General features: G+C 61.8%; 24 protein-coding genes and 1 tRNA gene. 6 read left to right on the plus strand and 19 right to left on the minus strand.

Annotated elements, in window-relative coordinates; translation table 11 throughout:
• Positions 1 to 29 precede the first annotated feature (29 nt).
• From QWI75_RS19775 to QWI75_RS19795, 5 genes are all read right to left on the minus strand, one after another.
• Entirely contained in the window at positions 30 to 1,511 is a 1,482-nt protein-coding gene (locus QWI75_RS19775; RefSeq protein WP_289271032.1) for a hypothetical protein, read from the minus strand.
• Between the two features lie 27 nt (positions 1,512 to 1,538).
• Positions 1,539 to 2,285 (minus strand): PilW family protein, encoded by a 747-nt coding sequence (locus QWI75_RS19780; RefSeq protein ID WP_289271034.1) that lies wholly within the window; start codon positions 2,283 to 2,285, stop codon positions 1,539 to 1,541.
• Between the two features lie 23 nt (positions 2,286 to 2,308).
• A complete protein-coding gene (locus tag QWI75_RS19785) occupies positions 2,309 to 2,833 on the minus strand; it encodes a choice-of-anchor X domain-containing protein (protein WP_289271036.1) in 525 nt (174 codons plus the stop codon).
• Complete coding sequence (locus QWI75_RS19790) at positions 2,830 to 3,264, minus strand: GspH/FimT family pseudopilin (RefSeq protein ID WP_289271038.1); 435 nt, start codon at positions 3,262 to 3,264, stop codon at positions 2,830 to 2,832. The genes QWI75_RS19785 and QWI75_RS19790 overlap by 4 nt, the downstream gene beginning before the upstream one ends.
• Before the next feature lie 286 nt (positions 3,265 to 3,550).
• Positions 3,551 to 4,327, minus strand: a complete 777-nt coding sequence (locus QWI75_RS19795) for a prepilin peptidase (RefSeq protein ID WP_289271040.1) — start codon at positions 4,325 to 4,327, stop codon at positions 3,551 to 3,553.
• A gap of 166 nt (positions 4,328 to 4,493) precedes the next feature.
• Between QWI75_RS19795 and QWI75_RS19800 the strand changes: the two genes are divergently transcribed.
• Positions 4,494 to 4,775 carry a response regulator transcription factor gene (locus QWI75_RS19800; RefSeq protein WP_289271042.1) on the plus strand — a complete coding sequence of 94 codons (282 nt, stop codon included), beginning with the start codon at positions 4,494 to 4,496 and terminating at the stop codon, positions 4,773 to 4,775.
• On the opposite strand, the gene rlmB is transcribed toward QWI75_RS19800, so the two are convergent.
• From rlmB to alaC, 13 genes are all read right to left on the minus strand, one after another.
• Positions 4,762 to 5,547: a 23S rRNA (guanosine(2251)-2'-O)-methyltransferase RlmB gene (gene rlmB, locus QWI75_RS19805; protein WP_289271044.1), complete on the minus strand. Its 786-nt coding sequence runs from the start codon at positions 5,545 to 5,547 to the stop codon at positions 4,762 to 4,764. The genes QWI75_RS19800 and rlmB overlap by 14 nt on opposite strands.
• Complete coding sequence (gene cysS / locus QWI75_RS19810; RefSeq protein WP_289271046.1) at positions 5,522 to 6,991, minus strand: cysteine--tRNA ligase; 1,470 nt, start codon at positions 6,989 to 6,991, stop codon at positions 5,522 to 5,524. The genes rlmB and cysS overlap by 26 nt, the downstream gene beginning before the upstream one ends.
• Entirely contained in the window at positions 6,985 to 7,641 is a 657-nt protein-coding gene (locus tag QWI75_RS19815) for a DedA family protein (RefSeq protein ID WP_289271048.1), read from the minus strand. Before QWI75_RS19815 ends, cysS begins: the two co-directional genes overlap by 7 nt.
• Positions 7,638 to 8,444, minus strand: a complete 807-nt coding sequence (surE, locus tag QWI75_RS19820; RefSeq protein ID WP_370693654.1) for a 5'/3'-nucleotidase SurE — start codon at positions 8,442 to 8,444, stop codon at positions 7,638 to 7,640. Before surE ends, QWI75_RS19815 begins: the two co-directional genes overlap by 4 nt.
• Positions 8,445 to 8,533: 89 nt before the next feature.
• Positions 8,534 to 8,610: transfer RNA gene (locus QWI75_RS19825), tRNA-Pro, on the minus strand.
• A gap of 63 nt (positions 8,611 to 8,673) precedes the next feature.
• Positions 8,674 to 9,078 carry a MerR family transcriptional regulator gene (locus QWI75_RS19830; protein ID WP_289271051.1) on the minus strand — a complete coding sequence of 135 codons (405 nt, stop codon included), beginning with the start codon at positions 9,076 to 9,078 and terminating at the stop codon, positions 8,674 to 8,676.
• Positions 9,078 to 9,353 carry an integration host factor subunit alpha gene (locus QWI75_RS19835; RefSeq protein WP_289271053.1) on the minus strand — a complete coding sequence of 92 codons (276 nt, stop codon included), beginning with the start codon at positions 9,351 to 9,353 and terminating at the stop codon, positions 9,078 to 9,080. Before QWI75_RS19835 ends, QWI75_RS19830 begins: the two co-directional genes overlap by 1 nt.
• A gap of 140 nt (positions 9,354 to 9,493) precedes the next feature.
• Positions 9,494 to 11,149, minus strand: a complete 1,656-nt coding sequence (cimA, locus tag QWI75_RS19840; RefSeq protein ID WP_289271055.1) for a citramalate synthase — start codon at positions 11,147 to 11,149, stop codon at positions 9,494 to 9,496.
• 57 nt (positions 11,150 to 11,206) lie between these two features.
• A complete protein-coding gene (locus QWI75_RS19845; RefSeq protein WP_289271057.1) occupies positions 11,207 to 12,436 on the minus strand; it encodes an aspartate kinase in 1,230 nt (409 codons plus the stop codon).
• A gap of 5 nt (positions 12,437 to 12,441) precedes the next feature.
• Positions 12,442 to 13,686 (minus strand): hypothetical protein, encoded by a 1,245-nt coding sequence (locus tag QWI75_RS19850; protein ID WP_289271060.1) that lies wholly within the window; start codon positions 13,684 to 13,686, stop codon positions 12,442 to 12,444.
• A 20-nt stretch (positions 13,687 to 13,706) separates the two neighbouring features.
• Positions 13,707 to 14,765, minus strand: coding sequence for a threonine synthase (gene thrC, locus QWI75_RS19855; protein WP_289271062.1), 1,059 nt, complete (start codon positions 14,763 to 14,765; stop codon positions 13,707 to 13,709).
• 45 nt (positions 14,766 to 14,810) lie between these two features.
• Positions 14,811 to 16,124 (minus strand): homoserine dehydrogenase, encoded by a 1,314-nt coding sequence (locus tag QWI75_RS19860; protein WP_289271063.1) that lies wholly within the window; start codon positions 16,122 to 16,124, stop codon positions 14,811 to 14,813.
• Positions 16,121 to 17,311: an alanine transaminase gene (gene alaC / locus QWI75_RS19865; RefSeq protein ID WP_289271065.1), complete on the minus strand. Its 1,191-nt coding sequence runs from the start codon at positions 17,309 to 17,311 to the stop codon at positions 16,121 to 16,123. Before alaC ends, QWI75_RS19860 begins: the two co-directional genes overlap by 4 nt.
• A gap of 274 nt (positions 17,312 to 17,585) precedes the next feature.
• On the opposite strand from alaC, the gene QWI75_RS19870 reads away from it, so the two are divergent.
• The 5 genes from QWI75_RS19870 to mutS all read left to right on the plus strand — a co-directional run bounded on the left by QWI75_RS19870 (position 17,586) and on the right by mutS (position 23,589).
• Positions 17,586 to 18,299, plus strand: a complete 714-nt coding sequence (locus tag QWI75_RS19870; RefSeq protein ID WP_289271067.1) for a pyridoxine 5'-phosphate synthase — start codon at positions 17,586 to 17,588, stop codon at positions 18,297 to 18,299.
• Between the two features lie 175 nt (positions 18,300 to 18,474).
• Entirely contained in the window at positions 18,475 to 20,031 is a 1,557-nt protein-coding gene (locus tag QWI75_RS19875; protein WP_289271069.1) for an NAD(P)H-hydrate dehydratase, read from the plus strand.
• Entirely contained in the window at positions 20,000 to 20,599 is a 600-nt protein-coding gene (gene tsaE / locus QWI75_RS19880) for a tRNA (adenosine(37)-N6)-threonylcarbamoyltransferase complex ATPase subunit type 1 TsaE (protein WP_289271071.1), read from the plus strand. The genes QWI75_RS19875 and tsaE overlap by 32 nt, the downstream gene beginning before the upstream one ends.
• Positions 20,600 to 20,612: 13 nt before the next feature.
• Positions 20,613 to 20,957, plus strand: coding sequence for a LapA family protein (locus tag QWI75_RS19885; RefSeq protein WP_289271073.1), 345 nt, complete (start codon positions 20,613 to 20,615; stop codon positions 20,955 to 20,957).
• Positions 20,944 to 23,589, plus strand: coding sequence for a DNA mismatch repair protein MutS (mutS, locus tag QWI75_RS19890; protein WP_289271075.1), 2,646 nt, complete (start codon positions 20,944 to 20,946; stop codon positions 23,587 to 23,589). Before QWI75_RS19885 ends, mutS begins: the two co-directional genes overlap by 14 nt.
• Positions 23,590 to 23,707: 118 nt before the next feature.
• On the opposite strand, the gene QWI75_RS19895 is transcribed toward mutS, so the two are convergent.
• On the minus strand, positions 23,708 to 24,361 hold the full coding sequence (locus tag QWI75_RS19895; RefSeq protein ID WP_289271077.1) for a hypothetical protein: 654 nt from the start codon (positions 24,359 to 24,361) through the stop codon (positions 23,708 to 23,710).
• Between the last annotated feature and the right edge of the window lie 47 nt (positions 24,362 to 24,408).

The raw sequence follows: 24,408 nt of genomic DNA on the forward strand, positions 1-24,408 counted from the left end.
TGCGTCCTCTCTTGCATGTCCCTGCCCAGTCATAAAGTCTTCCACGTACCTGGCGCCACGTGAACGACGGGTACGCCCCGGTAGAACCCCTGTCGCAAGTCGTGGTTGTACCATACCTCCAACACGCTATTTGGAGAGTCGTCTGCCTTCACGGTTCCCTGAACGACCACGGCGCCATATACTCGAGAAGTCGCGTGAACGAACACGTTTCCCGCCGCATAAAGCACGCCGTTGAGGTTAATTCCTCCCAACTGCACGGGCGTTCGAGTCACGAGAGATGTTTGCCCCGCCGCGGGCGGAGCCAGTGCGGGGATCGATTTTCCTCCTGCCGCAGGCTTGAGGAGGAGATGTCCGTTTACGATGAATACGCCTTCCGCATACGACGTGGGCACGATGAAGGTTGGCAGGTTGTCGGCGCGCGGAGCCTGCTGATCCAAGGTGTCCACGAAGACCAGACCCTTATGATCACCCACAAACTCAGACCTCATAACTTGGTCAATCGTTACTCCTCGCCCCGATTCGATCACTCCTCCCGGATACAGCAATCCTTCACGGTCAACCGCGTAATAGGCGCCGAAGGACTTGGCGACCTGTTTGAGTGCCTCATAGTTCCATTGGTCGAATGCAATCCCAGGAACCGGTTCCTGTCGTTGATACATATTTAATAACGATGACGGCGACGCGACGCGAACCGAAGGACGAACAGAGAGCAGCTCACCTCCAACCCGCATTTCGTGCCACCGATCTTCAGGCGTTCCCATCTCGGCATAGGATTGTCCGGAAATCGGGGCCAGAACCGTTTTCTGAGGAATCTCGTCCATCGTTCCGATCCACGCGTTTCCTCGAACCTTGAGATCGCCCCAGTGAACCAACACGGGCAATTGTGGATTGGACCTCGCGGCGATTTCCTCCGCCTGGACGCCTGCACGAAGAGGCGGAATTTCCACCGCGCCGAGCTGCACCTGTACGCTGCTGCTCGGCGAGAGAATCTCATGAGACCTCGCCGCCGTCACCTCTACGGTACAGACCAAGCCGGGCCGAAGCGGGCCATACAGTTTGAGTCGCAGGATTCGGCCGAGCGACCGCAGTGAAGGGCCTGTTCCGGAAGCAAGATCGTTCAACCACGCATCGTGCCGTGGATCGGCGGCGTCGAGAAGGAGGTCAGGATGGTCTGCCGTTCCTACGAATTGGGAACGCCCTTGAGCATCAAAATACGACGGACCGCGCTCGGGTGTTTCATTCCGCCGGGCAAGAACCGCAGCCACGGGATCCGCCCCGGTTCCTGCCGCCGCATGGATCCGCGCCATGATCAAGTCCGCTCCCGCTTCGGCCAGATGCAGCAACGCCGCCTGATCCCGCACCGCCCAGGAGGCCTGCAACTCCTGACCGGCCAGGTGCAAGGACGTCAGCCCCAGCAGGGCCAGCGCCAACACGAGGAAGAGGGCCGTCAGCATGGCCACCCCTTGCTCGCCACTTCGCTGATTCACGTTCGGTCGTGTATCTGTCCGCATGGGGCTGTTGCTCCTTTCTAGGCAAGGTCATAATTGAGATCGGATCGCAATATCTTTGGTCACCGAAAGATGGGTGGCGGCGGATTCAGCTTCGATACGGACGAGCGCAACCGATGCTGAATCGATCGCCGGCGCCCCGCTCCGTGCGAAATAGGAGAATCGCGCGGCCTTCAGATTGCCGATCAGCGCGTTGGCTCCACCATCCACCATGCGCATCAACCGCACGGTTCCCGCCTGGTTGGGCAAGACATAATATCGCACACGGTTCAGAACGCTGATGTCGGTTCCAGCGGGAAAGGCGTCCGTCAGTGGTTGGGCCAGGACGATTCGATTGCGCTGTCCGTCACGGGCCAACCGATTGTCGATGCAGCGCATCTTCGAGCAAAGCACGACGTATTTGCCAGACGGCCAGTCGCGGGCGTCATCCACGTTCAACTCGGTCTGACCCTGGAGGGCTGCCGATTTCAAGGTGGTCGCGAGTCCGTTGAGATTGGCGGTGAATTCGAATGAGGCTGGGCCCATGGCCTGAAGGGCCGGACCCCCTAAAAGACCGGTTCCTTTGGCCATCCGCACCTCGCTCTCCCAGACTTCAAGCCCTGATCGGATATCTTGAGTCGCGGCCATCGCGGTCTGCTGAGATCGAAAGCGTCGATCCAAGGCACTCAGGGTTTCGAAGACGGCCGACATTACGACGAGTCCCGTGGCCAGCGCGATCAGCAGTTCGATCAAGGATGCTCCGTCGTGGTTCTGAAGCGGGCTCATTGGCTGTGTCATGACACTCCGTGCTCAAAAGGAATTTAGGATGCCCCGACATAGCGGGGATTGGCCCGAACGGTCCCCAGTTCAATCTCGCGCCACCGATCCCGCTTGATCCGATACCGCGCCGTCACATGGATGAGAGCGTACGCACTGGCCGAGAGATTCCGCGGTTGTGCCGGTTGCACCGTCCACATCAGTTCGACAGGCCCATGATGGGCCCGCACGGTATAGACTCCGTCGCCGGCGGTTGCATCGCCGTCCTGGCCGTCATCCCGCATCAGCGTTTCGTACCGCCCATCGGCATCCAAGTCCTCCGCCAACAAATGCTCCCAAGGAACCGCCCGCTTGCCTTCCAGTTTCGACTCCGCCAAGGCCAACGCCTGCAGAGCCGTTTCTCCCTGACGCATCCCGCCTTCCGCCCACTCGAACAGGCTGAGGCTTCCCATCATGGCCATCGCCAGAATCATCATCGCGACCATCACTTCGACCAAGCTGATCCCCTGCTCGGCGCTTCGGCAGGTGGATCCATGACTATCGGCTGTATGCCCATCCGGCGACATCATTGCACCGTGACTCTCCCCGCCATCGAAACCGTCAACCGCCACACCTTCCGTGAGTCCCCGCGAAGCGTCAGCGTGGTGGCACTGGCGGTTCGCCCGCTCGGATAGAACCAGACGCTGATGCCTTCGCTGGCTCCATCAATCGATAGGCCACGGCCTCGAAAGTCGAATCGCCTCATCGGAGCGGATTGGTCTCCCTCCCGCTCCAGACTCAGCGACCGTCCGTCTTCGTCAATGACGGCGCGGACGCGGCTGGCCTGGGTTATGGCCAGAGTCCGCGCCGTCCGGAGCTCCCCGGCCAGCTCGGTGACCACCGCCTGTTCCCGATAGCGCGTCGCCATGGCGGCCACATCGGGAACGGCCAGCGCAACGGTCACGGCCGTCACGGCCATCACCATGGTCAGTTCCATCAGGCTGTACCCATTCTGGTTCATTGCTTCTTCTCCCTGTTGGGCCTTGAATCCGTCAAATCGGCTCTGGCAGCCGCCTCGCAGGTATTCCAAGAGCCGTGCCTGATCGTCGGCATCGGGATTCCCGAGAGACGCCTCGACAGATTGGTAGCCTAAGTGTTGTGAATTGCTCTGAAATATCGAAAGGCCGAAGGTCGTTCCATGCAGACCGGTGAGGAATCAAGACATCCAGTGCAAGGAACGATCACCGAAGTGAGAGCAGAATGGATACAGTGCCAAGACAAACAGATACAGCACGAAAGGGGGGATCTTAGGGCAGGGGGCCGAGCAGCCCCCAATACCAGTCAAACAGCCGTTGATGGAAGAAGAGTGAGACGAGAGCCCCGAGAGCCAGAAACGGCCCAAACGGAATATATTGATCACGCCTGAGGATCTTGAGCCCGATGAGACTGAGTCCCACAATGGACCCCGTCAATGCTCCAATCATCATCGTCAGCAGGACCGGTCGCCAGCCTAAAAAGGCTCCGACCATTGCCAGCAGCTTGATATCCCCACCTCCCATCCCTTCCTTGCCAAACAGGTAGGGACTGAGCCAGGCAAGCACCCACAGCACTCCCCCGCCAACCACTATCCCGAGCAGGCTGTTGATCCATCCGACGGGCAGGATGGTGACGGCGCTGACCAGTCCAATCAGGATGCCGGGCAAGGTGACCACGTCGGGGATGATGGTATGCGAGAGGTCCGTACCGGTAATGACGATCAAAGAGGAGAAGAGCGCCGCATAGACGGCGGCAGCGGGCGTCCAACCGAACTGCCAGACGATAACCAGATACCCGAGTCCGTTGGCCAACTCCACCAGGGGATAGTGCCAGGCAATGGGCCGACGGCAATTCCGGCAGCGCCCGCCCAGCCATAAGAAGCCGACCACCGGAATGTTGTCGTAGGCGGCAATGGGCTGCGCGCAGGCGGGGCAATGCGAGGCGGGCCACACGATCGATTCATGGCGGGGCAATCGATAGATACAGACGTTGAGAAAACTACCGATCACCAGCCCAAAGACGAAAACTACTATTAGTAGAGGGTCCATCTTCCTAGCCCACTACGAATCCATCACAGCCCCATCTTCCGCTCATCGGTCAATTATTTTATCTAAGGTATTGAAAATCATCGTCCAAATCTGAAATACTCCCATTTTGTCATCGTTTGGCCTACAGACCTATCACCCACATGGCGGATCTTAAGGAGACCTAATTATGGCAAAATCCACGAGCGCCAGACCGAGACCCAAACGTATTACCAGCGCCGTGAGTTTACCGCCGCGGAAGAAGAGGCCCGAGGCGCTGACCAGCCGGGAGATGGAAATCCTTCAACTCATTTGGTCCGGATTCAAAAACAAGGAAATTGCGCAGCGGTTGCGAATCAGCGTTAAGACGGTTGAGGCCCATCGGGCGAACATGATGAAGAAGATCCGCGTCTCCAACACGGCCCAACTCATCAAGGCCGCCATCCAGGACGGGATGATCAAGGTACGCTAGGCCCTGCCTGGGGCGGAGCCGCCCTCCGCTGCCGCACGACCTCGAAGCAGACCAGCGTCGCGGCTGCGGAGGCGTTCAGCGAGTTGATCCGCCCCGACATCGGAATCCGCACCCGTTCATCGCAGCGCTCGAGGACGCTCTTGCGGACGCCTATTCCTTCCCCACCGACCACCAGCGCCACCGGCCCACGATAGTCCGGCGCGGTATAGAGTCTCTCGCCGGACGGGTCCAACCCATAGACCCATAGGCCTGCTTCCTTGAAGGCCCCCAGCAGGCGGTTGATATTGGTTGTTTGGGCCACCTTGATGTGCTCGACCGCGCCGGCCGACGCTTTCTCCACCGTTCCCGTGAGCCCAACAGCACGCCGATCCGGAATGACGACCCCGTGAACCCCTGCCGCCTCGGCGCTTCGCAGAATGGCGCCGAAATTCTGCGGATCTTGAACGCCGTCGAGCACCACGATGAAGGCCGGCTCCCGCCGCGACCTGGCCACGGCGAGGATTTCCTCAGGTTCCGCATAGGTCCTGGCAGCGGTACAGGCCACCACTCCTTGGTGACGACCGCCGAGCGCCAATCGATCCAGCGCCGCCCTCGGTTCGACATGGACCGGAATATGCCGGATGCGCGCGAGGCGCACCAGTTCCTGAAACTGGCCGTGCAGACTGACGACCTGAAGACGGATGAACGGGCGCCCGGCGCGGAGCGCCTCCTTCACGGCATGGAGACCATAGATGATCTCGGGCCGGTCAGCGCTTCCAGCGGCTGGTGCCATCGGGCCGGTCCTCGATCGTGATGCCCTGTGAGGCGAGGCGTTGTCTGATCTCGTCGGCTTTTTTGAAATCTCGGCGGCGCCTGGCTTCGTTGCGCTCATCGATCTGCTTCTGGATCTCGGCTTCGTTTAAGACCACCGATGTCTCGTCCATGGCGGACACATGATCGGAGGCACGGGCTTTGAGCACAGGATTGAACTGCCACCGGTCCAATTGAAAGAGCCCCAATACATCACCGAGCCTGGCAAATTCCTGCCGCGCCGCTTGCCGTCCCTCAACCGATAGGCCGTCGGCCATCAGCTTGTTCACTTCATTCCGGAGTTTCTGCATTTCGGCCAGCGCCGCCGGCGTGTTGAGATCATCGTCCATCGCCTGGGAAAACCCAAGGTGGGCCTGCTCCAACACTGCGCGCAGCGACGTGTCGCCCTGCCCCTTCACTCTGTCAGCTTCACCCAAGCGATAAAACAAATCATAGAACCCGTTCAAGGCGTTCTTGGCTTCGGTCAAGCTCTGATCCGAAAAGTCGAGCGGGCTGCGATAGTGCGTCGCCAACAGGAAATAGCGCAGCATCTCCCCCGTCACCTCTTCCGGCCAGTCGGACTTCTCGAAAATTTCCCGGATCGTGAAGAAGTTGCCCAGCGACTTGGACATCTTCTCCTGATTGATCTGCACAAACCCGTTATGGACCCAGTAACGCGCAAAATCCTTTCCCGTTGATCCGGAGGATTGAGCCATTTCGTTTTCATGGTGAGGGAAGATGAGATCCATTCCTCCTCCATGGATATCGAACGTGCCCCCGAGATGCTTCATCGACATGGCGGAACACTCGATGTGCCAGCCGGGGCGCCCCTGCCCCCACGGACTCTGCCACCAGGGCTCTCCCGGTTTGCTGCTCTTCCACAGGGCAAAGTCCATCGGATGGCGCTTCCGTTCGTCCACCTCCACGCGGGCACCCGCTTGTAGCTCGGCGAGCTTTCGTTTGGACAGGCGGCCATAGTCCGGATAGCGCTCCACCGAGAAATACACGTCTCCGTTCACCCGATAGGCCAGGCCCTTCGCCATCAACGTCTCGATCAAGGCGATGATGTCGGCCATGTGCTCCGTGGCCCTGGGCTCTTTCCAAGCCCGCCGGACCCCGAGCCGTCCCATATCCTCATAGTATGCCGCAATGTACTTCGCGGTCACCGCGTCGCAACTCACGCCCTGCTCATTTGCTCGTTGGATGATTTTGTCGTCGACATCTGTGAAGTTCTTCACGAACTCGACGGAGAGACCGGAATATTCCAGGTACCGCCGCAGGACATCGAACACCAACGCGCTGCGCGCATGGCCCAGATGACAATAGTCGTACACCGTGACGCCGCAGACGTACATCCGCACGACTCCCGGCACAAGAGGTTCGAACACGTCTTTCCGTCCGGACAGCGTGTTGGAGAGCTTCAACATGACGGCGGTTTCGCATCGGCGCCCTGTCCGCGGGCCGGCCAGTGCGACCAGAGAAAATACGCCGCGGCGGCCGCCAGGCAGAGGCCGATGACGACATCGATATAATGGAAATGCTCACGCAGATCCGCCCAGTGCTCGCCCATCACGACGCCGATGTAGGCCAACAGAAAACACCAGGGCAGCGCGCCGATGAACGTGAAGACCACGAAACGCCAAAACGGCATCCGGGCGATCCCCGCCGGCAGGGAAATAAACGTGCGGATCACTGGCAGCATCCGGCTGATCAACACCGCCGCCTCGCCGTACCTGGCAAACCACCGGTCCGCCTGTTCAAGATCCTGCGACCGAATCAATGCGTACCGGCCATACCGTTCCACAATCGGCCGCCCGCCGAGAAGGCCGACATAGTAGGCCAGCGCCGAGCCGATGACGTTCCCGATCGTCCCGGCCAGCGTCACCCCCCAGAGCGAAAATCGGCCGTCCAGGACCAGATAGCCGGCGAACGGCATGATGATCTCGCTGGGCAGGGGAATACAGGCGCTTTCGATCGCCATCGTGACGACGATGCCCGCGTATCCCAACGCGGAAATCGTCGCGATGATGAAGCGACTCAACTCCGCCACGACCGCTTCGATCAATTGACCAATCATCGTGTCCTCACCGGCGTCCCGCCGCGGACCGCTCGCGATCCCTGCGAAGAGCCCAATCGGCGAAAGTGGTCCCACTGCTGCAACGCTTCAAGCGCTTCCTCGTTGGTCATATCCAAATGCAGCGGCGTGACGGACACGAACCCCCGCCGAAGCGCGGCGTAATCCGAATCGGCCTGCTTGGTCCAGGTAATCCGCGTTCCCGCGATCCAATAGTATTTCCTGCCGCGCGGGTCGGTCTTCTCGATAATCGGATTCTCGAAGCGCCGCCGGCTGAGCCTGGTTACGCGGATGCCCTTGATCCCGGCCCGCGGGCGATTGGGGACGTTGACGTTCAGCAAGGTGCCCGGCGGCAGGCCGTGCCGCAACACGGCCCGCGCCACAACAAGCGCATAGTCGGCGGCCGCCTCAAAGAAAAACCGGTCACGGCCGTCCTGAGACACCGCAATCGACGGAATGCCCAGAATCGCCCCTTCCAACGCGGCGGAAACCGTCCCGGAATAGGTCACGTCGTCCCCCAGGTTCACGCCGCGATTCACCCCCGAGACCACGAGCGTGGGCGGGCGGCGCAAGACGTGCTTGACGGCGAGATTCACACAGTCGGTGGGCGTCCCGTTGACCGCAAACCACCGGGGCTTGACCGGCGTCAACCGAAGCGGTTTATGGAGCGTCAAGGCATGCCCCACGGCAGTGCGCTCCCGATCCGGGGCGATGACCCAGACGGTGCCGAGGCGCGCCAGCTTGCGGGCCAGCGCCTGGATGCCCGACGATCCGATCCCGTCGTCATTGGTCACCAAAATGGTCATCATACCCCGTCCATCTGGCGTAGGCACAAAAAAAGCTGCCTGCGGCAGCTTCCCGGACTCATGGCTCTGCTCTTCCCAATCAGAAAAAATGGTCGGGGCGGCGGGATTTGAACCCACGACCCCTCGCACCCCAAGCGAGTGCGCTACCGGGCTGCGCCACGCCCCGACCCTATGTTCCGATGACCGATCTTCTCACGCACGCGACATCCGTGGGAGGCTCTGTCCGGCTCTAGCTCCCGTCCGATTTGGAATGGGCCTCCAGCAACCGCAGGATGGCCTGCAGATCGCCTTTCAACCGCGTGGCGATTTCCCGCGGCGTCCGCTTGCCCGGGGTGTGCCGTCCCTTTCGAGTCCAATACCGTTTCACGCCGGCGATCGTATGGCCTTCCTCGTACAACATCCGTTTGATCTCAAGGACGGTGTCAATATCCCGCTGCTCATACAACCGTTGGTTGCCGCGGCTTTTCTTCGGCTTGAGAAAACTGAACTCCGACTCCCAGAACCGTAACACATACGCGGGCAATTTGACGATATCGCTGACCTCGCCGATTTTGTAGAAGATTTTGGTGCCCAGTCTGGGGCTGCCCGACGTCAGCGTTCGGCGTGTCGCTGGGAGTGCCGTTCTCAATTCCACTAGGAGTTCACGTATTTTTTGAACACTTGACTGGGCCGGAAGGTGACGACGCGACGGGGCGTAATGCCAATCTCTTCGCCGGTCCGCGGATTCCGCCCTTTCCGCGGCCCTTTGCTTCGCACGATGAAGTTGCCAAATCCCGCGATCTTGACCGATTCGCCCTTTTGAAGCACCGACTTCAACAAATTCAGGATGAGTTCGACAATGTCGGCCGCGTCATTCTTCGGGATGCCGACCTGTTTGAAGATCTCGTTCGCAATATCGGATTTTCTCATGCGACCTCCGGCAGCCGGTTCTGGGTCATCTCACAGGAACGCGATACGCAGGATGGAATCAAGCCAGAGAAGACTGATATGAATTCTGCATAAGTTACGCGAGGTTACCAAGTCTGTCAAGCTGTCATTCCGCACCCTGCCTATCCGGGATCTGAAGGTGGTCGATCCCGCCGCAGCAGTTTGTATTCGATCCCGTCGGCGAGCGCCTGCCAACTGGCCTCCATGATGTTCTCGGACACCCCCACCGTCCCCCACTTCTCTTTGTGATCGCCCGACTCGATGAGCACCCGCACCTTGGCGTCGGTCCCTTGGCTCGCGGTCAGGACTCGGACCTTGTAGTCCAACAGGCGTACTTCCCGCAGCTCCGGGTAGAACTTCTCCAGGGCCTTTCTCAAGGCATGATCCAGCGCGTTGACCGGCCCCTTGCCGATCGCCGCCGTATGTTCGATGTCCTGTCCGACCTGGACCATCACGGTAGCCTCGGACCGCGGCCCCTGGTCGCCCTCGCTCTGTTCGACGATCACGCGGAATCCCAACAGTCGAAAGGAAGGCTTATGGGTGCCCAGCGCGGTCCGCACCAGCAATTCAAACGAGCCTTCCGCCCCTTCGTATTGATAGCCGGCGTTTTCGCGATCCTTGAGGATGGCGACCAATTCCGGCACCTTCGCGTGATCGCGATCCAATGAGATGCCGAAGGCTTCCGCCTTGGCCAGTAGCCCGCTCCGCCCCCCATAGTCCGACACCAGGAACCGTTGCCGATTGCCCACCGACTCCGGGCGCACATGCTCGTAGGTCGCCGGATTCTTCTGGACGGCGTGGATATGCACGCCGCCCTTGTGGGCAAAGGCGGCATCGCCGACATAGGGCTGGTGTTTGTCCGGGATCAGGTTCGCAATCTCCGCGACAAAATGCGAGACCTCCCGCAACCGGCTCATCCCCTCCCCGAGCACCGGTTGACGCATCTTCAATTGCAGATTCGGCAGGATCGAACAGAGGTTGGCGTTGCCGCAGCGTTCGCCGATGCCGTTGATCGTCCCCTGGACCTGCCGCACGCCGGTCTCCAGCGCCATGATGGAATTCGCCACCGCCATCTCGCAGTCATTGTGCGCGTGAATGCCCAGGGGCACATCGAGGGTCTGCCGGACGCTGCGGCAGATGTCCCGGACTTCCCAGGGCATGGTCCCGCCGTTGGTGTCACAGAGAATGATCCGTTGGGCCCCCGCCTCAACCGCCCGCCGAAGGGTGGCCAGGGCATAGTCGGGGTCCATCTTATACCCGTCGAAGAAATGTTCCGCATCGTAGAAGACCTGCCGTCCTTTCGAACGCAGGTACTCGATCGAGTCGCCGATCAACTCGAGATTTTTCGACAGCGAAATCCCCAGTGCATCCGTCACGTGCAAGGGCCAGCTTTTGCCGAAGATCGTGATCGTGCCGGTCTCCGCCGCCAACAGCGCCTGGATGTTCGGGTCCTTCTTGACCGAGTTGCTGGCTTTCCTGGTCGACCCGAACGCGACGACGGTCGCATGTTTCAAAGGCACGGTCTTGACCTGGCGGAAGAACTCGATATCCTTGGGATTGGCGCCGGGCCAGCCGCCCTCGATGAAATCCACGCCCAGCTCATCCAACTTTTGCGCGACCAGCACCTTGTCGTCGGCTGAAAAACTCACGTCCTCGGACTGGGCGCCGTCCCGGAGCGTCGTGTCGTAAATCTCAAAGCTCGACCGAGACCGCGCTGTCTCCGCGGCCAGCTTCAAGGGCTGCACATGATCGGTTCGTCGTCGTGATGAGCGGGCCATAATCGTGGCTCAGTGTACCCTGCGGAAGAGGCCGCCTGCCAGGCCTCTCCGGATTCTTCAGGCTCCGACGCGCGCCGCGTCCAGCCCGAAGGCGGAGTGCAGGGCGCGCATCGCCAACTCCATGTACTTTTCCTCGACGACGCAGGAAATCTTGATCTCCGATGTGCTGATCATCATGATGTTGATCCCTTCGCGGGACAGCACCTCGAACATTTTAGCCGCCACGCCGGAATGGGAGCGCATGCCTACCCCCACCAGCGAAACCTTTGCCATTGCTTCCGTCACCGCGACGGATTTGGCGTCGATCTCCTTGGCGATCCGCTGGACCAGATCGACGGCCTTGGCCAGGTCCGCGCGTGGGACGGTGAAGGAGATGTCCGTCAGGGAGCCCTGGCTCACGTTCTGGATGATCATATCGACCACGATGTTGGCCTGTGCCACAGGTCCAAAGATCTTCGCCGCGATCCCAGGACGGTCCGGCACCCCGACGATCGTGAGCTTGGCTTGATGGCGGTCTCCGCTCACTCCCGAGACCATGACCCGTTCCATATCCTCGTCTTCACGTGTCACGAGCGTCCCCTTTCCCTCTATAAAGCTCGACTGGACTTCGACGGGCACGTTGAATTTGGCGGCGAACTCGACCGATCGGCTCTGAAGCACTTTCGCGCCCAGGCTTGCCAATTCCAGCATCTCTTCATAAGAAACCCGATCCAGCCGCCTGGCGGCCGGCACGACATTGGGGTCGGCCGTGTAGACGCCGTCGACGTCGGTAAAAATAATGCATCGGTCGGCCTTGAGCGCCCCGGCCAGCGCCACAGCCGTCAAGTCCGACCCTCCGCGGCCCAGCGTTGTCACGTCGGATCGCGCATTGATCCCCTGAAACCCCGCCACGATGGGAATGACCCCCTCCGCGATGGCCTCCTTGATCCGCTCGGCCGTCACCCTCGTGATGCGCGCCTTGGTGTGGGAACTGTCCGTCATGATCCCGACCTGTCTCCCCGTAAACGAGCGGGCATTGATCCCCCGCCCCTGTAGCTCCATGGCGAGCAGCGCGATCGTGACGCGCTCTCCGGTCGAGAGCAACACGTCCAGCTCCCGCTCGTCCGGATGGGCGGTCACCTCCCTGGCGAGACGGATCAGCCGATCGGTCTCTCCGCTCATGGCGGACAGCACGACGACCACATCGTGTCCCTCGCCCTTGGCCTTCGCCACCCGGTCCGCCACGCGATGGATCCGTTCCACGGTGCCCACCGACGTGCCGCCATATTTGTGCACGAGCAGCGCCATAGTGGCTACCGTTTCAACAGCCGCGCGAGCAGTCGCAACCCATCGCGCGGAGGCGCGCCCGGTTGGGTCGCGTGGGTTTCGTCAAATCCGACGCCCGCCGACCCCTCACCCTGTTGCGACGTATCGAGTAGGGCTGCAAGCGCCTGATAGCTCGGAGGCTTCTGTTCGGTCAATTGCTCCGACTGGTCGCAGACTACGAGCAGACGGGACGGCCCGTTCTGCGTCAGTTCCTCCAGTAGCGGCCCAACCAGATCCTGATCAAATGCCGACACCGCCTTGGCCTTGCCCTGCTCATCCGAATCCGGCGAGGCCAGATCGGCCAAGCTCACGTGGAGATAGACCAAGTCTTTCCGTGACAATTCCGCCAGGGCGCGTTGCCGGAGAAGCGGCAAGCCAGCCGGGCCTTCCTGCGCCCCATCCACATCCACCGCCTCGAATCCCGCGCAAATGCCCAATCCGCGATGAAGGGTGCTCAACGCGACCATCGAACCGGTGATCCCGAACCGTTCCGTGACCGGAGGCCACAGGGGAGCGCGCCCCTGCCCCCACAACCAGAGGCAGTTGGCGGTCTTCAAGCCGGCGTCGCGCCGATCCAGATTGACGGGATGGTCGCGCAGAATAATCATCGAAGCGTCCATCAGCTTGCGCAGAATATCCGCTCCATCCCCGGTCGGCAGATACTCCCCGATCTGATGTCCCTCCACGGCCTTGGGATTGTGGCAGACGGCCCGGGCCTTGCCATTGACCCAGACCATGAAATGTTCGTGGCGGTCGCCGGGATAAAACTGGATCGTCTCGGACCCCACCTGTTCATTGAGGGCATCGATCAGTTCGCGCGCCTCATCGGTTTCGATTCCACCCGCTCTGGCGTCCTCCAGCACCGCCTGCGGACTCAGTTTCTTGGGATCGGCGGAGGCGGCTCGGCTGGCCTGGGGCTGGTCGGCCCGCATCGTGACCAGGTTGCATCGGTAGACGACATCCTGTTCCCCCACTGTGATGCCGAGGCCTGCGGCTTCCAGCGGCGCCGGTCCCGTCGAGTATTTGTGCGGATCGTATCCAAGAATTGTCAGCCCGGTCAGCTCGCCGGTCGGCGCCATCCCTTCGGACGGAATCGCCGCCCATCCGAATTCACCACAGCGCGCAATGCGATCGAGATTGGGCGTCTTGGCCACCTCGAGCACCGATTTCCCCGCTAATCCCGGCTGAGGTCCGTCCGCAAACCCTTCTGCGTGGAGTATCAGATATTTCATAGGCTGTGATCCGCCGTCCTTCACAACCGGAGCAACCGCGCAACCTCCTCACGGTTGGCCTTGACCGTCACCGGCTGAACGGACACACCCATGGCGGTATCCGGGTCCTTGAGCCCATGGCCCGTGAGCGTGCAAACCACCACCGCTCCCTCCGGCAGCGCCTTGTTCCGCCACAATTTGGCCACGCCGGCCACAGAGGCGGCCGAGGCCGGCTCGCAGAAGACTCCCTCTTCGCGGGCCACCAGTTTATAGGCGTCCAGAATCTCTTCATCGGTCACCATGTCGATCAAGCCGGAGGACTCCTCCACCGCCGCCAACGCTCCCTGCCAACTGGCCGGGTTGCCGATCCGGATGGCCGTGGCGATCGTCTGCGGCTGCTCAACGATATGGCCGAGCACGATCGGCGCCGCGCCCGCTGCTTGAAATCCGACCATGCGCGGGCGTCGCGTCGTTTGTCCCGCGCGGTGATACTCGCAATAGCCGCGCCAGTAGGCCGTGATGTTTCCCGCATTGCCCACCGGCAACGCATGGATCGTCGGAGGCTCCCCCAACTGATCACAGACCTCCATGGCCGCGGTCTTTTGGCCCTCGATCCGGAACGGATTGATGGAATTGACCAGTTCGATCGGCTGCGTCGCCGCCAACTCCTTCACGATCGTCAAGGCCTGATCAAAATTCCCTTCGATTTGGATCACGACCGCGTGGTGCATCATCGCTTGAGACAACTTGCCCAGCGCGATCTTCCCGGCCGGAATGAGCACATAGACAGCAAGGCCGGCGCGCGCGCCATAGGCCGACGCGGAGGCCGACGTGTTGCCGGTGGAGGCGCAGATCACCGCTTTGGAGCCGGCCTCGACCGCCTTGGAGATCGCCAAGGTCATGCCGCGATCCTTGAACGATCCCGTGGGATTGGCCCCTTCGAACTTCAGATAGAGGCGGGCGCCGGGAGCCACTCGCGCGGCCAATCGGCCGGCTTCGATAAGCGGAGTATTCCCTTCTCCCAACGTGATCACGGGGGTGCGGTCCGTGACAGGAAGGAATTTACGGTATTCTTCGATCAGGCCGCGCCAGCGAGGCATGTCCGTCAGGCTTTCATCCGTGGAACAGGTCGAGAGACGGGTTTCCTATTCGTCCGGACCTTCAACGCGGATCAACATCGGCGGCTCCGACACGAACGACATCCGTCCGATCTTGCGCAACGCGGTTTGCACGGACCGCTCGGCGGCCTGGTGCGTCCGGATGACCACCGGGACCGTTTGTCCCTCTTTCCGCCCCTGTTGCAGAACGGAGGAGATGCTAATGCCATGTTGGCCAAGCACCCCCGCAATCTGCGACAAGACGCCGGGGCGATCCACGACCATGAACCGCAGATAATAAAGGGATTCAATGTCGGCCATGGGCCGCACGCGAAGCGGACGCCGCTGGTCCGGCTGGAAGGACGCGGCAGGCACGCGCCCGACGCCGCCCGTCACAAGGTTGCGCGCAATGGAGAGAATGTCGCTGACGACCGCGCTCCCGGTCGGCATGGAACCGGCCCCTTGTCCATGGAGCATCACGTCGCCAACCGCATCGCCGACCACTTGAATGGCATTGTAGACGCCGTGCACCTGCGCGATCGGGGACGAAACTGGAATCATGGTCGGGTGCACTCGCGCTTCAATCTCTCCTTCCATCAATTTGGCGATGCCGAGCAACTTGATGACGTACCCGAATTCTTTCGCATAGGCGATGTCGAGCGGCGTCAGCTTCGTGATGCCTTCCGTGTAAATATCTTTGACGTCGACCGGCGTCCCATAGGCCAGGCTCACCATGATCGCGAGCTTGTGGACGGAATCGATCCCCTCCACATCGAACGTCGGGTCCGCCTCCGCGTAGCCGGCCCGCTTGGACTCCTCCAGCACCTCTTCGAAGGCCAGTCCTTCCTGGGTCATCCGGGTGAGGATGTAATTCGAGGTGCCGTTGATGATGCCGTAGATCGACAGGATGCGATTGGCCGCCAACCCCTCGGTCAGCGCGCGGATAATGGGAATGCCTCCGCCCACGCTGGCCTCGAAGGCCAAATCCACCTTCTGGCGGCTGGCCGCTTGGTACAGCTCTTCCCCATGAACGGCCAGCAAGGCCTTATTCGCGGTGACCACCTGCTTGCCCTTAGCGATGGCTTCGAGAATGAGGTGCTTCGCGACCTCGTAGCCTCCGATCAACTCGACCACGATATCGACGTCAGGATCGTCCAACACCTGGCGGCTGTCCTGCGTCAACATTCCCGCAGGGAGCGACAGGCCTCGGTCCCGCGCCACATCCAGGTCCGCAATCCGGATCAGTTCCACCGGCACGCCGACGCGGCGGCGGATCAAGCCCGCGTTGTCCAGCAGAATTCTGGCTACGCCGGTCCCGACCGTGCCGAATCCAACGATGCCGACTCCCACCCGCGACTTCACGGCTCAGGCCCTTCCAGCTTCAACGCCCGCTTGATCCCCCGCACCGCTTGCCTGGTCCGGTGCTCATTCTCGACCAGCGCAAACCGGACGTATTCGTCCCCGCCCTCCCCGAAGCCGATGCCGGGCGAAACGGCGACCTTCGCCTCGCGCAACAACAGCTTGGAAAATTCCAGCGATCCCATGGCGCGATAGGCCGGAGGAATGCGGGCCCAGACGAACATGGTGGCCCGTGGCAGATCGACCGCCCATCCAATTCGGTTCAGCCCGTTCACCAGCACATTGCGCCGCTTTTGATAGCGTTGGACCGTTTCTTTGACGCACTCCTGCGGACCGTTGAGCGCGATGATGCTCGCGATCTGCAACGGCTGAAAGATCCCGTAATCCAAGTAGCTCTTGATCTTGCCTAACGCCCCGACGATCTCCCGATTCCCCACGCAGAACCCCACGCGCCAGCCCGGCATGTTGTAGCTCTTGGACAGGGTGTAAAACTCCACCCCTACGTCCTTGGCCTCGGGAATTTGCAACAAGCTGGGCGCCTTGTACCCGTCGAATACGATATCCGCGTAGGCCAGGTCATGAATCACGATCAGATTGTGCTCCTTGGCGAACACGACGATCTTTTTAAAAAACTCCAGGTCCACGACCGCGGTCGTCGGATTGTGCGGAAAGTTGATGACCAGCACCTTGGGTCGCGGCAGCGTTTGCTTATAGGCCTGCAACAGATCCGAGAAAAAGTCGCTGTCCGGACGGAGAGGAACGCCGCGCACTTCGCCGCCTGCAATGATCACGCTGTACATGTGAATGGGATAGGTCGGGGTCGGGGTCAGGACGACGTCGCCCGGCCCCAGCATAGCCAGCGCCAGGTGCGCGATCCCTTCCTTGGACCCGATCGTGACGATCGCCTCCGTCTCGGGGTCCAGCTCGACGTCGTAGTTTCGCCGGTACCAGGCCGTGATCGCATGGCGGAGCTTGGTGATGCCGCGGGACGCCGAGTAGCGATGGTTGGTCCCCTTTCGCGAGGCCTCGATCATCTTCTCGACGATATGCGCGGGCGTCGGTTGGTCCGGATTGCCCATGCCGAAGTCGATGATGTCTTCCCCGCGGCGCCGGGCCTCCTGCTTGAGGGTTTGGACCTGAGCAAAGACGTAGGGAGGTAATCGCTTGAGACGAGGAAAACTATCGAACATGGTGATGCCGTTTCAATGCCCTCATGTTGCTGGCCCGAATGGAATGTGAAGGGGTCATTCTAGAGAACCCGCGGGATATAGTCAATTTTCACAAGACCTTACACTGCGGCTCCCGTCGGATACCCGGCCCGCTCAGTTCGATGTAATCGGGGGCCGCCTGCTTGCCGGGAGGGGGTATCTCTATGCCATAATGCGCCCGCTTCTCAATAGGCTCTCACGGCTGCCGTGAAGTCCTTCCGAAGGCCTTTCCAACCTGAGAATCCCAGGAGGTGTTGTGGCACGGTTAGGGGTCAATGTCGATCATGTGGCAACGCTCCGTCAAGCGCGCGGGGGCAGCGAACCGGATCCGATTGAAGCGGCAGTGCTGGCCGAGCTGGCCGGCGCCGACGGCATCGTGGTGCATCTGCGGGAGGATCGGCGCCATATCCAGGACCGTGATCTGACCCTCCTCAGAGAGATCATCAAGACGAAACTGGACCTTGAGATGGCGGCGGACGACACGATCGCCAAGATCGCCCTCAGCGTGAAACCCCACTTGGTCACCCTGGTCCCCGAGCGCCGGCAGGAACTCACCACTGAGGGAGGGCTGGATGTCGTCGGTCAGCGTGATCGGGTGGAGAAGATCATCCAGCTTCTTCACGAAGGCGGCATCCCCGTCAGCCTCTTCATCGAACCAGATCTCAACCAGGTCAAAATGGCCCATAAGATCGCGGCGGATTATGTCGAGTTGCATACAGGGCGGTACGCCAACGCCAAGCGAGCCAAGGAGGAGCAGGCGGAATTCGAAGTCCTGGCTCAGGCGGCCAAGCTGGCCTACAAGCTGGGGTTGGGGGTCAATGCCGGCCATGGGCTCAACTACCGCAATGTCGGCCGCCTCCGGCAGATCCCGGAGATTGTGGAATACAACATCGGGCACAGCATCGTGGCGAGAGCCCTGATGGTCGGGTTGGACCGGGCCGTCCGTGAGATGAAGGAACTCGTGCGCTGACGACCGCCGGATCCCGGCGGCCTGCCGCTTTTCATACCGACCGAGCACCGCTCATCTCGCCCATGATCGTGATGACCAGGCGATCCGGCTTCCCTTTCATCTTCTGTCTCATGACACACGGCGCGACAGATTCTGCCAGCCATCATGGGCTGGCCCATGATCACACAGGCTTCGCATGAAACTCGTCACTGCGGCACAGATGCAGGAACTTGATCGGCGAACCATCCGCGAGGCCGGCATCCCCAGCCTGACCCTCATGGAACATGCCGGCACCGCCGTCGTGGAAGCCATGGCTTCTCGGTACGGTGACCTCGCCAGAACGCGCGTCGCGATCGTCTGCGGCAAGGGGCACAATGGAGGCGACGGGTTGGTGGTGGCGCGGCTCTTGTCGAAACGGCGGGCACAGGTCCAGGTCTTTCTGTTGCACCATGTTTCGGACCTGGCGGCCGACAGTCGAACCATGTATCGCCGCTTCGTTCGATCTGCTGGCGGCAAACCCGTCGTGGCCGGCGCCGCTCCGGAACAACTGGCTAAGGGTTTAGCGGCGTCCGATCTGGTCGTGGACGCGCTGCTGGGCACGGGGCTGTCCGCCCCTGTGACCGGAGCCTACGCTGCTGCCATCGACCTCATGAATCGAGCCGGCCATCCGATCATCGCCGTCGATCTTCCCTCCGGCCTCCAGACGGACACAGGCGAGGTCCTGGGCCAGGCCGTGCGGGCCGACCTCACTGTCACCTTCGGTTTGCCCAAGCTTGGCCTCTACCTGAATGAGGGAATCGATCATGCCGGAGAAGTCACGGTCGCCGATATCGGCATCCCCATCGACTATGCCGAGGCCGTAGATTCTCCCCTGTCTCTGTTGACCCCCGAGGAGATCGCCCGGCTCCTGCCGGCTCGAAAACCCTCCGCGCACAAGGGCACGTTCGGCCATGTGGGCATTATCGCCGGATCGCCCGGCAAGACCGGTGCCGCCGCCATGGCGGCCAGGGCGGCACTCCGGACAGGGGCCGGATTGGTCACGGTCGCGACACCCAGAGGCGTGAACGACGTCCTGGAGGGCAAACTCCTCGAAGCCATGACTTACCCGGTGCCGGATACGGCCGACCACACGTTCGGCCTGAAAGCGCTGGACCTCCTGTCAGCTTTTGCCGCCGCTCGAACCTCGGTGGCGATCGGGCCGGGTATTTCCACGCAACCGGAGACCGTCGAGTTGGTCCACCGGCTGCTCGCCCAGATCGAACGGCCCTGCGTGCTCGACGCCGACGCCTTGAACGCCGTGGCCGATCGTCCGGAATCGCTCGCCCGCTGCCGAGCCTCGCTGATTCTCACGCCCCATTCGGGAGAGATGGCGCGGTTGGTGAAAGCCGACAGCGGGCAGGCGGTCAATCGCGATCGCCTTGCGGTGGCGTCATCCTTCGTCGCGGTGCATCGGACCATCGTGGTGTTGAAGGGCGCGCGAACGCTTCTGGCCCATCCGGATGGCCGGCTTGCGATCTGCCCGACGGGCAACCCCGGTCTCGCCACCGGCGGCACGGGCGACGTGCTGACCGGCATGATCGCATCGCTGTTGGCCCAGGGTCTGCCTCCTTGGGACGCGGCCTGTTCGGCAACATACTTACATGGTCTGGCCGGAGACCTCGCCGCGCAGGCGCACGGACAGGCGGGCATGATCGCCGGCGACGTGATCGATCAGATTCCCTATGCCATCGGCCAACTCTCGCACCGCCAATAAACCGGACAGGTCGGATCGCCGGTCCGGCGCGCCCGCGGCTTCGGCGAAGCAGGCTCCGCATTGGACCAGACTGTCCCGTTCGCCGGAAGAGACGGCCCGCATTGGCGAACGGTTAGCCGCCTGCCTCGTCCCCGGAACGGTGCTGGCGCTCACCGGGGACCTGGGAGCCGGCAAGACGACCTTCATCCGCGGACTTGCTTCGGGACTCGGCGCCGATCGGCAGGACGTCTGCAGCCCGACGTTTATCTTCATCCAGGAGTATCGCGGGCGGCTTCCTCTCGCCCATGCCGATCTGTACCGGCTCGCCTCGCCGGACGAGCTTGACCACTTGGGGTGGGCCGACTATCTTGACGGCGATTGGGTGGTCGCGGTCGAATGGCCGGAACAGGCCGGCTCCAAATTACCGGTCGACCGCGTGGACATCACGATCACCCACCGGACCAAGCGCGCGCGTCTCATCACCTGTCGGGCGACCGGCCCGCAGTCACGACGGATCCTCGGCCGGCTGGCCGCCGGTCGAACCGCCTCGGCGCTCCGGACGAGGCACCGCCCCCTCTCCCGTTTGTAGGAGATCTGTTCTGATGATCCGCCTGATCCTAGTCGGCCTGCTGCTGCTGCTGATGCTCGCCTTTTTCCTCCAAAATCAAGAACAGGAAGTCACGTTGCATTACCTGTTCGGGCTCCGCTCCGGTTCGACCCCGATCTACAAACCGATCCTGTCGGCCTTTGCGGCCGGCGTGCTCGTTGCCGGCATCCTCCTGTTCCCCGCCTGGATTCAGGGCCGCGTCGAACTGCGCCGCAAGACCAAAGCCCTGCAAGAGGCGGAAGCGGATCTCGAGCGGCTCCGTTCCTCTCTCGGACAAGCGCTGCGCCAACCGGCGCCCTCCGGCCATCCCATGGAGAGCGAGCACCATGACCACGAATGACGCCGACTCGACGCCGCTCATGCGGCAGTATCGGGAGATCAAAGAAGCCTATCGGGACGCGATCCTCTTTTTCCGCGTCGGGGATTTTTATGAGATGTTCTATCAGGACGCGGAAGAGGCCTCCCGGTTGCTGAACATCGCGCTGACCTCGCGCGACAAGCACAGCGCCAATCCGGTGCCTCTGTGCGGCGTGCCTTATCATGCCGCGACCGCGTACATCGCCAAGCTCTTGAAGGCGGGCCGCACCATCGCCCTCTGCGATCAGGTGGAAGATCCGAAATCGGCCAAGGGATTGGTCCGGCGCGAAGTGGTCCGCCTCTATACCCCGGGGACGTTGGTCGACGCCGAGTTGGTGCCTCCGGACGAGACGGCGTACCTGGCGGCTCTCATCGCATCCGATGCGGCGGCGCCGGCTCTCCCATCGACATTCGGTCTTGCCGCCATCGACCTGTCCACCGGTGACTTCCGCCTCAGCTCGTTCGAGGGTGAGCAGGCGCTGTTGCAGCTCCAAGGCGAACTCAGCCGCCTGGAGCCAAGAGAGCTGTTGGTTCCCGATGCCGCGGATGGCGCGCTGCTGGAACCATCGAACCTTGCCCGCGGATGCCGGATCTGCGCCGTCGGTCACGAGGCGTTCGATCTTGCCGCGGCCGAATCCGCGCTTCACAAACAGTTTCCTGCATCCGAGCTCGAACGGCTGACCAAACTCGACTCTTCGGCAGGCCTCCGCGCCGCGGGCGCCATCCTGTCCTATCTTCGCAACACCCAGCGGCACGGTGACCTGCGGCACATCCGCGCGGTCATCATTCACCAGCACGGCGACGACATGCCGCTCGACCCGATGACCATCCGCAACCTCGAGTTGGTCCGCCCCCTCGCAAGCGATCGCCAAGAGGAGACGGGCAACCGACACACCCTGTTGTCCGTGATCGACCGAACGGTCACAGTCATGGGAAAGCGGTTGTTGCGCGAATGGGTGCTCCGGCCCTCCCTGCGGATCGACCGAATCACCGAACGCCTGGACGCCGTGCAGGAATTGCTCCAGCACCTGGAGACCCGCGTGGATCTGCGTTCGGCGCTTCGCGGCATGCAGGATGTGACGCGGCTCACCGGGCGCCTGGCGCTTGCGCGGGCGACTCCCCGGGACCTGTCGGTTTTGAAACAGTCGCTGGCGGTCTTGCCCGCGCTGCGGCCGTTGCTGGGCCGATGCCGGAGCACCCTGCTCGTCCGCTTGTACGCCGAGTGGGACGATGCGGCCGACTTGCACGATCTGCTGGACGGACTGCTGCTACCCGAGGTCCCGCTTTCCTCACGAGACGGAGGCATCGTCAAGGACGGCTATGACCCGACCGTCGATGCGTTGCGCGGGGCGATGCGGGACGGCAAGCAGTGGCTCCTGGAGCTGGAGGGCAGGGAACGGACGAGAACCGGCATTGACTCCCTGAAGGTCCGGTACAACCAGGTGTTCGGGTATTACATCGAGGTGACCAAGCCGAACCTGAGCCGCGTGCCCCCCGATTACATTCGCAAGCAGACGCTCGTGAACGCCGAACGGTTCATGACGGCCGAATTGAAGGAGCTGGAAGAACGCATCACGGGAGCGGACGTCAAGTTGAAGGCGTTGGAAGCCGAGTTGTTCGATCGGCTTGTTGAGCGACTCGCCGCCCAGGTCGCCCGCCTCCAAAGCATCGGCGCCAGGTTGGCCCTGGTGGATGTTCTCGCCGGACTGGCGGAGGTCGCGGCCCTTCACCGCTATGTGCGTCCGGAGGTGGACGACGGCGAGACGATCGAAATCATCGAGGGTCGCCATCCCGTGGTTGAGCGCCTCGACCTGGAAGGCGGGTTCATTCCCAACGACACTCGGCTGGATCGGGAAACGCACCGGCTCCTGATCATCACGGGCCCGAATATGGCGGGGAAGAGCACCTATCTGCGGCAAGTCGCCCTGATCGTCCTGCTGGCTCAAATAGGATCATTCGTCCCTGCGAGCCGGACGCGGATCGGCTTGGTGGATCGCGTGTTCACCCGGGTCGGCGCATCGGACAATCTCGCGGCGGGCCAGAGCACATTCATGGTCGAAATGTCGGAAACGGCTCACATCCTCCGACATGCCACCTCCCGCAGCCTTATCCTGCTCGACGAAATCGGCCGCGGCACCAGCACCTACGACGGGTTGAGCCTGGCCTGGTCGATTGCCGAATACATCCAGTCGGCCCCTCATCTTGGCGCCAGGACCCTGTTTGCGACTCACTATCATGAGATGACGCAATTGGAAGGGCTCCGCCCTGGAATTCGTAATTATCGGGTGGCGGTTCAGGAACGGGACGGGGACGTGCTGTTCTTGCGAAAAATCGTGGAAGGCGGCGCAGACCGTAGTTACGGCATTCATGTGGCGAAACTGGCCGGTCTTCCAGCGGCGATCCTCACCCGCGCGCAGGAAGTCCTCCATCAATTGGAGCAGGGAGGGCAGTCCTCAGATCGCCTGCAGAATCCGGAACCTTCCGAACGCGATCGCTCGCTTCCCGCACCCCATCCGATTTTGAGCGAGATGAAACAAATGGATCTGTTCTCGATGACCCCGCTCGAAGCCATGAACCGCTTGGCCGACCTCAAGCGCCGGCTGGACCAGGAATAGGAAGCACCCGCGCGCACACCGACTGCCTGCCGCCACCGTTCCCATGAAAACACAAAGGCGGCACCCCTTTCGGGATGCCGCCTCATACGTGCTCTCGGAAGCGATAATGAACCGCGGCTCAGTGGCCGCTGTTGTACGCAGCCGACCAAGGAGTCAGGCCGCCCACCGGCTTGCCACCCGGAATCATCACGTCATAATTCATCGGAGGAGTAACCTTCGGCGCCGTATTCAAGGTCTGTTTGGCCTTGGCGCAGCCCGCGTCGCTCTCATCCTTCCCGGCGCAATCCTTCAACCGAAGCGAGGAAATGCTCCTCGTTTTGCCGGGGGCGCCGGCGATCTCATCCAACTTCTTGATGGAGGAGATCACGCGGTGATTCTGCTCGGTTTCCTGGGCCACAAACTCCACCAACACGGTCTTGGAACCCTCCGGCACTTCCTTCGCCGCAGCCGGTCCGGCATGCGGGCGGGCCATGGACTTGATCTGTTCCCACACTTCCTTGTTGGCGGCGTAGAACTTGAGGTTCTTGCCGGGGTGCACCTTCTGCCACCACAGACCGCTTTCCGCGTTCCCGCCGAACACGGCGATGTTCAACCAGACCGCTTCATCGTACGGGTCAAGGATGATCACACGGCCCTGCAGCGTCGTGGGCTTGCTCATATCGCCCCACTCAAATCGCTCCTGGAACGATTCGATGGCGAATGCGGCCGAGGCCACCCCGACCACCAACGCCACGGCGGCCATGACGGCCACCCCTTTGGTATGAAGCTTCATAATGAGACCCTCCTTCATCCGAACAAATAGATGATATTGTGGGTACG

This window comes from Nitrospira tepida (assembly GCF_947241125.1).
GTDB classification, from domain to species: domain Bacteria; phylum Nitrospirota; class Nitrospiria; order Nitrospirales; family Nitrospiraceae; genus Nitrospira_G; species Nitrospira_G tepida.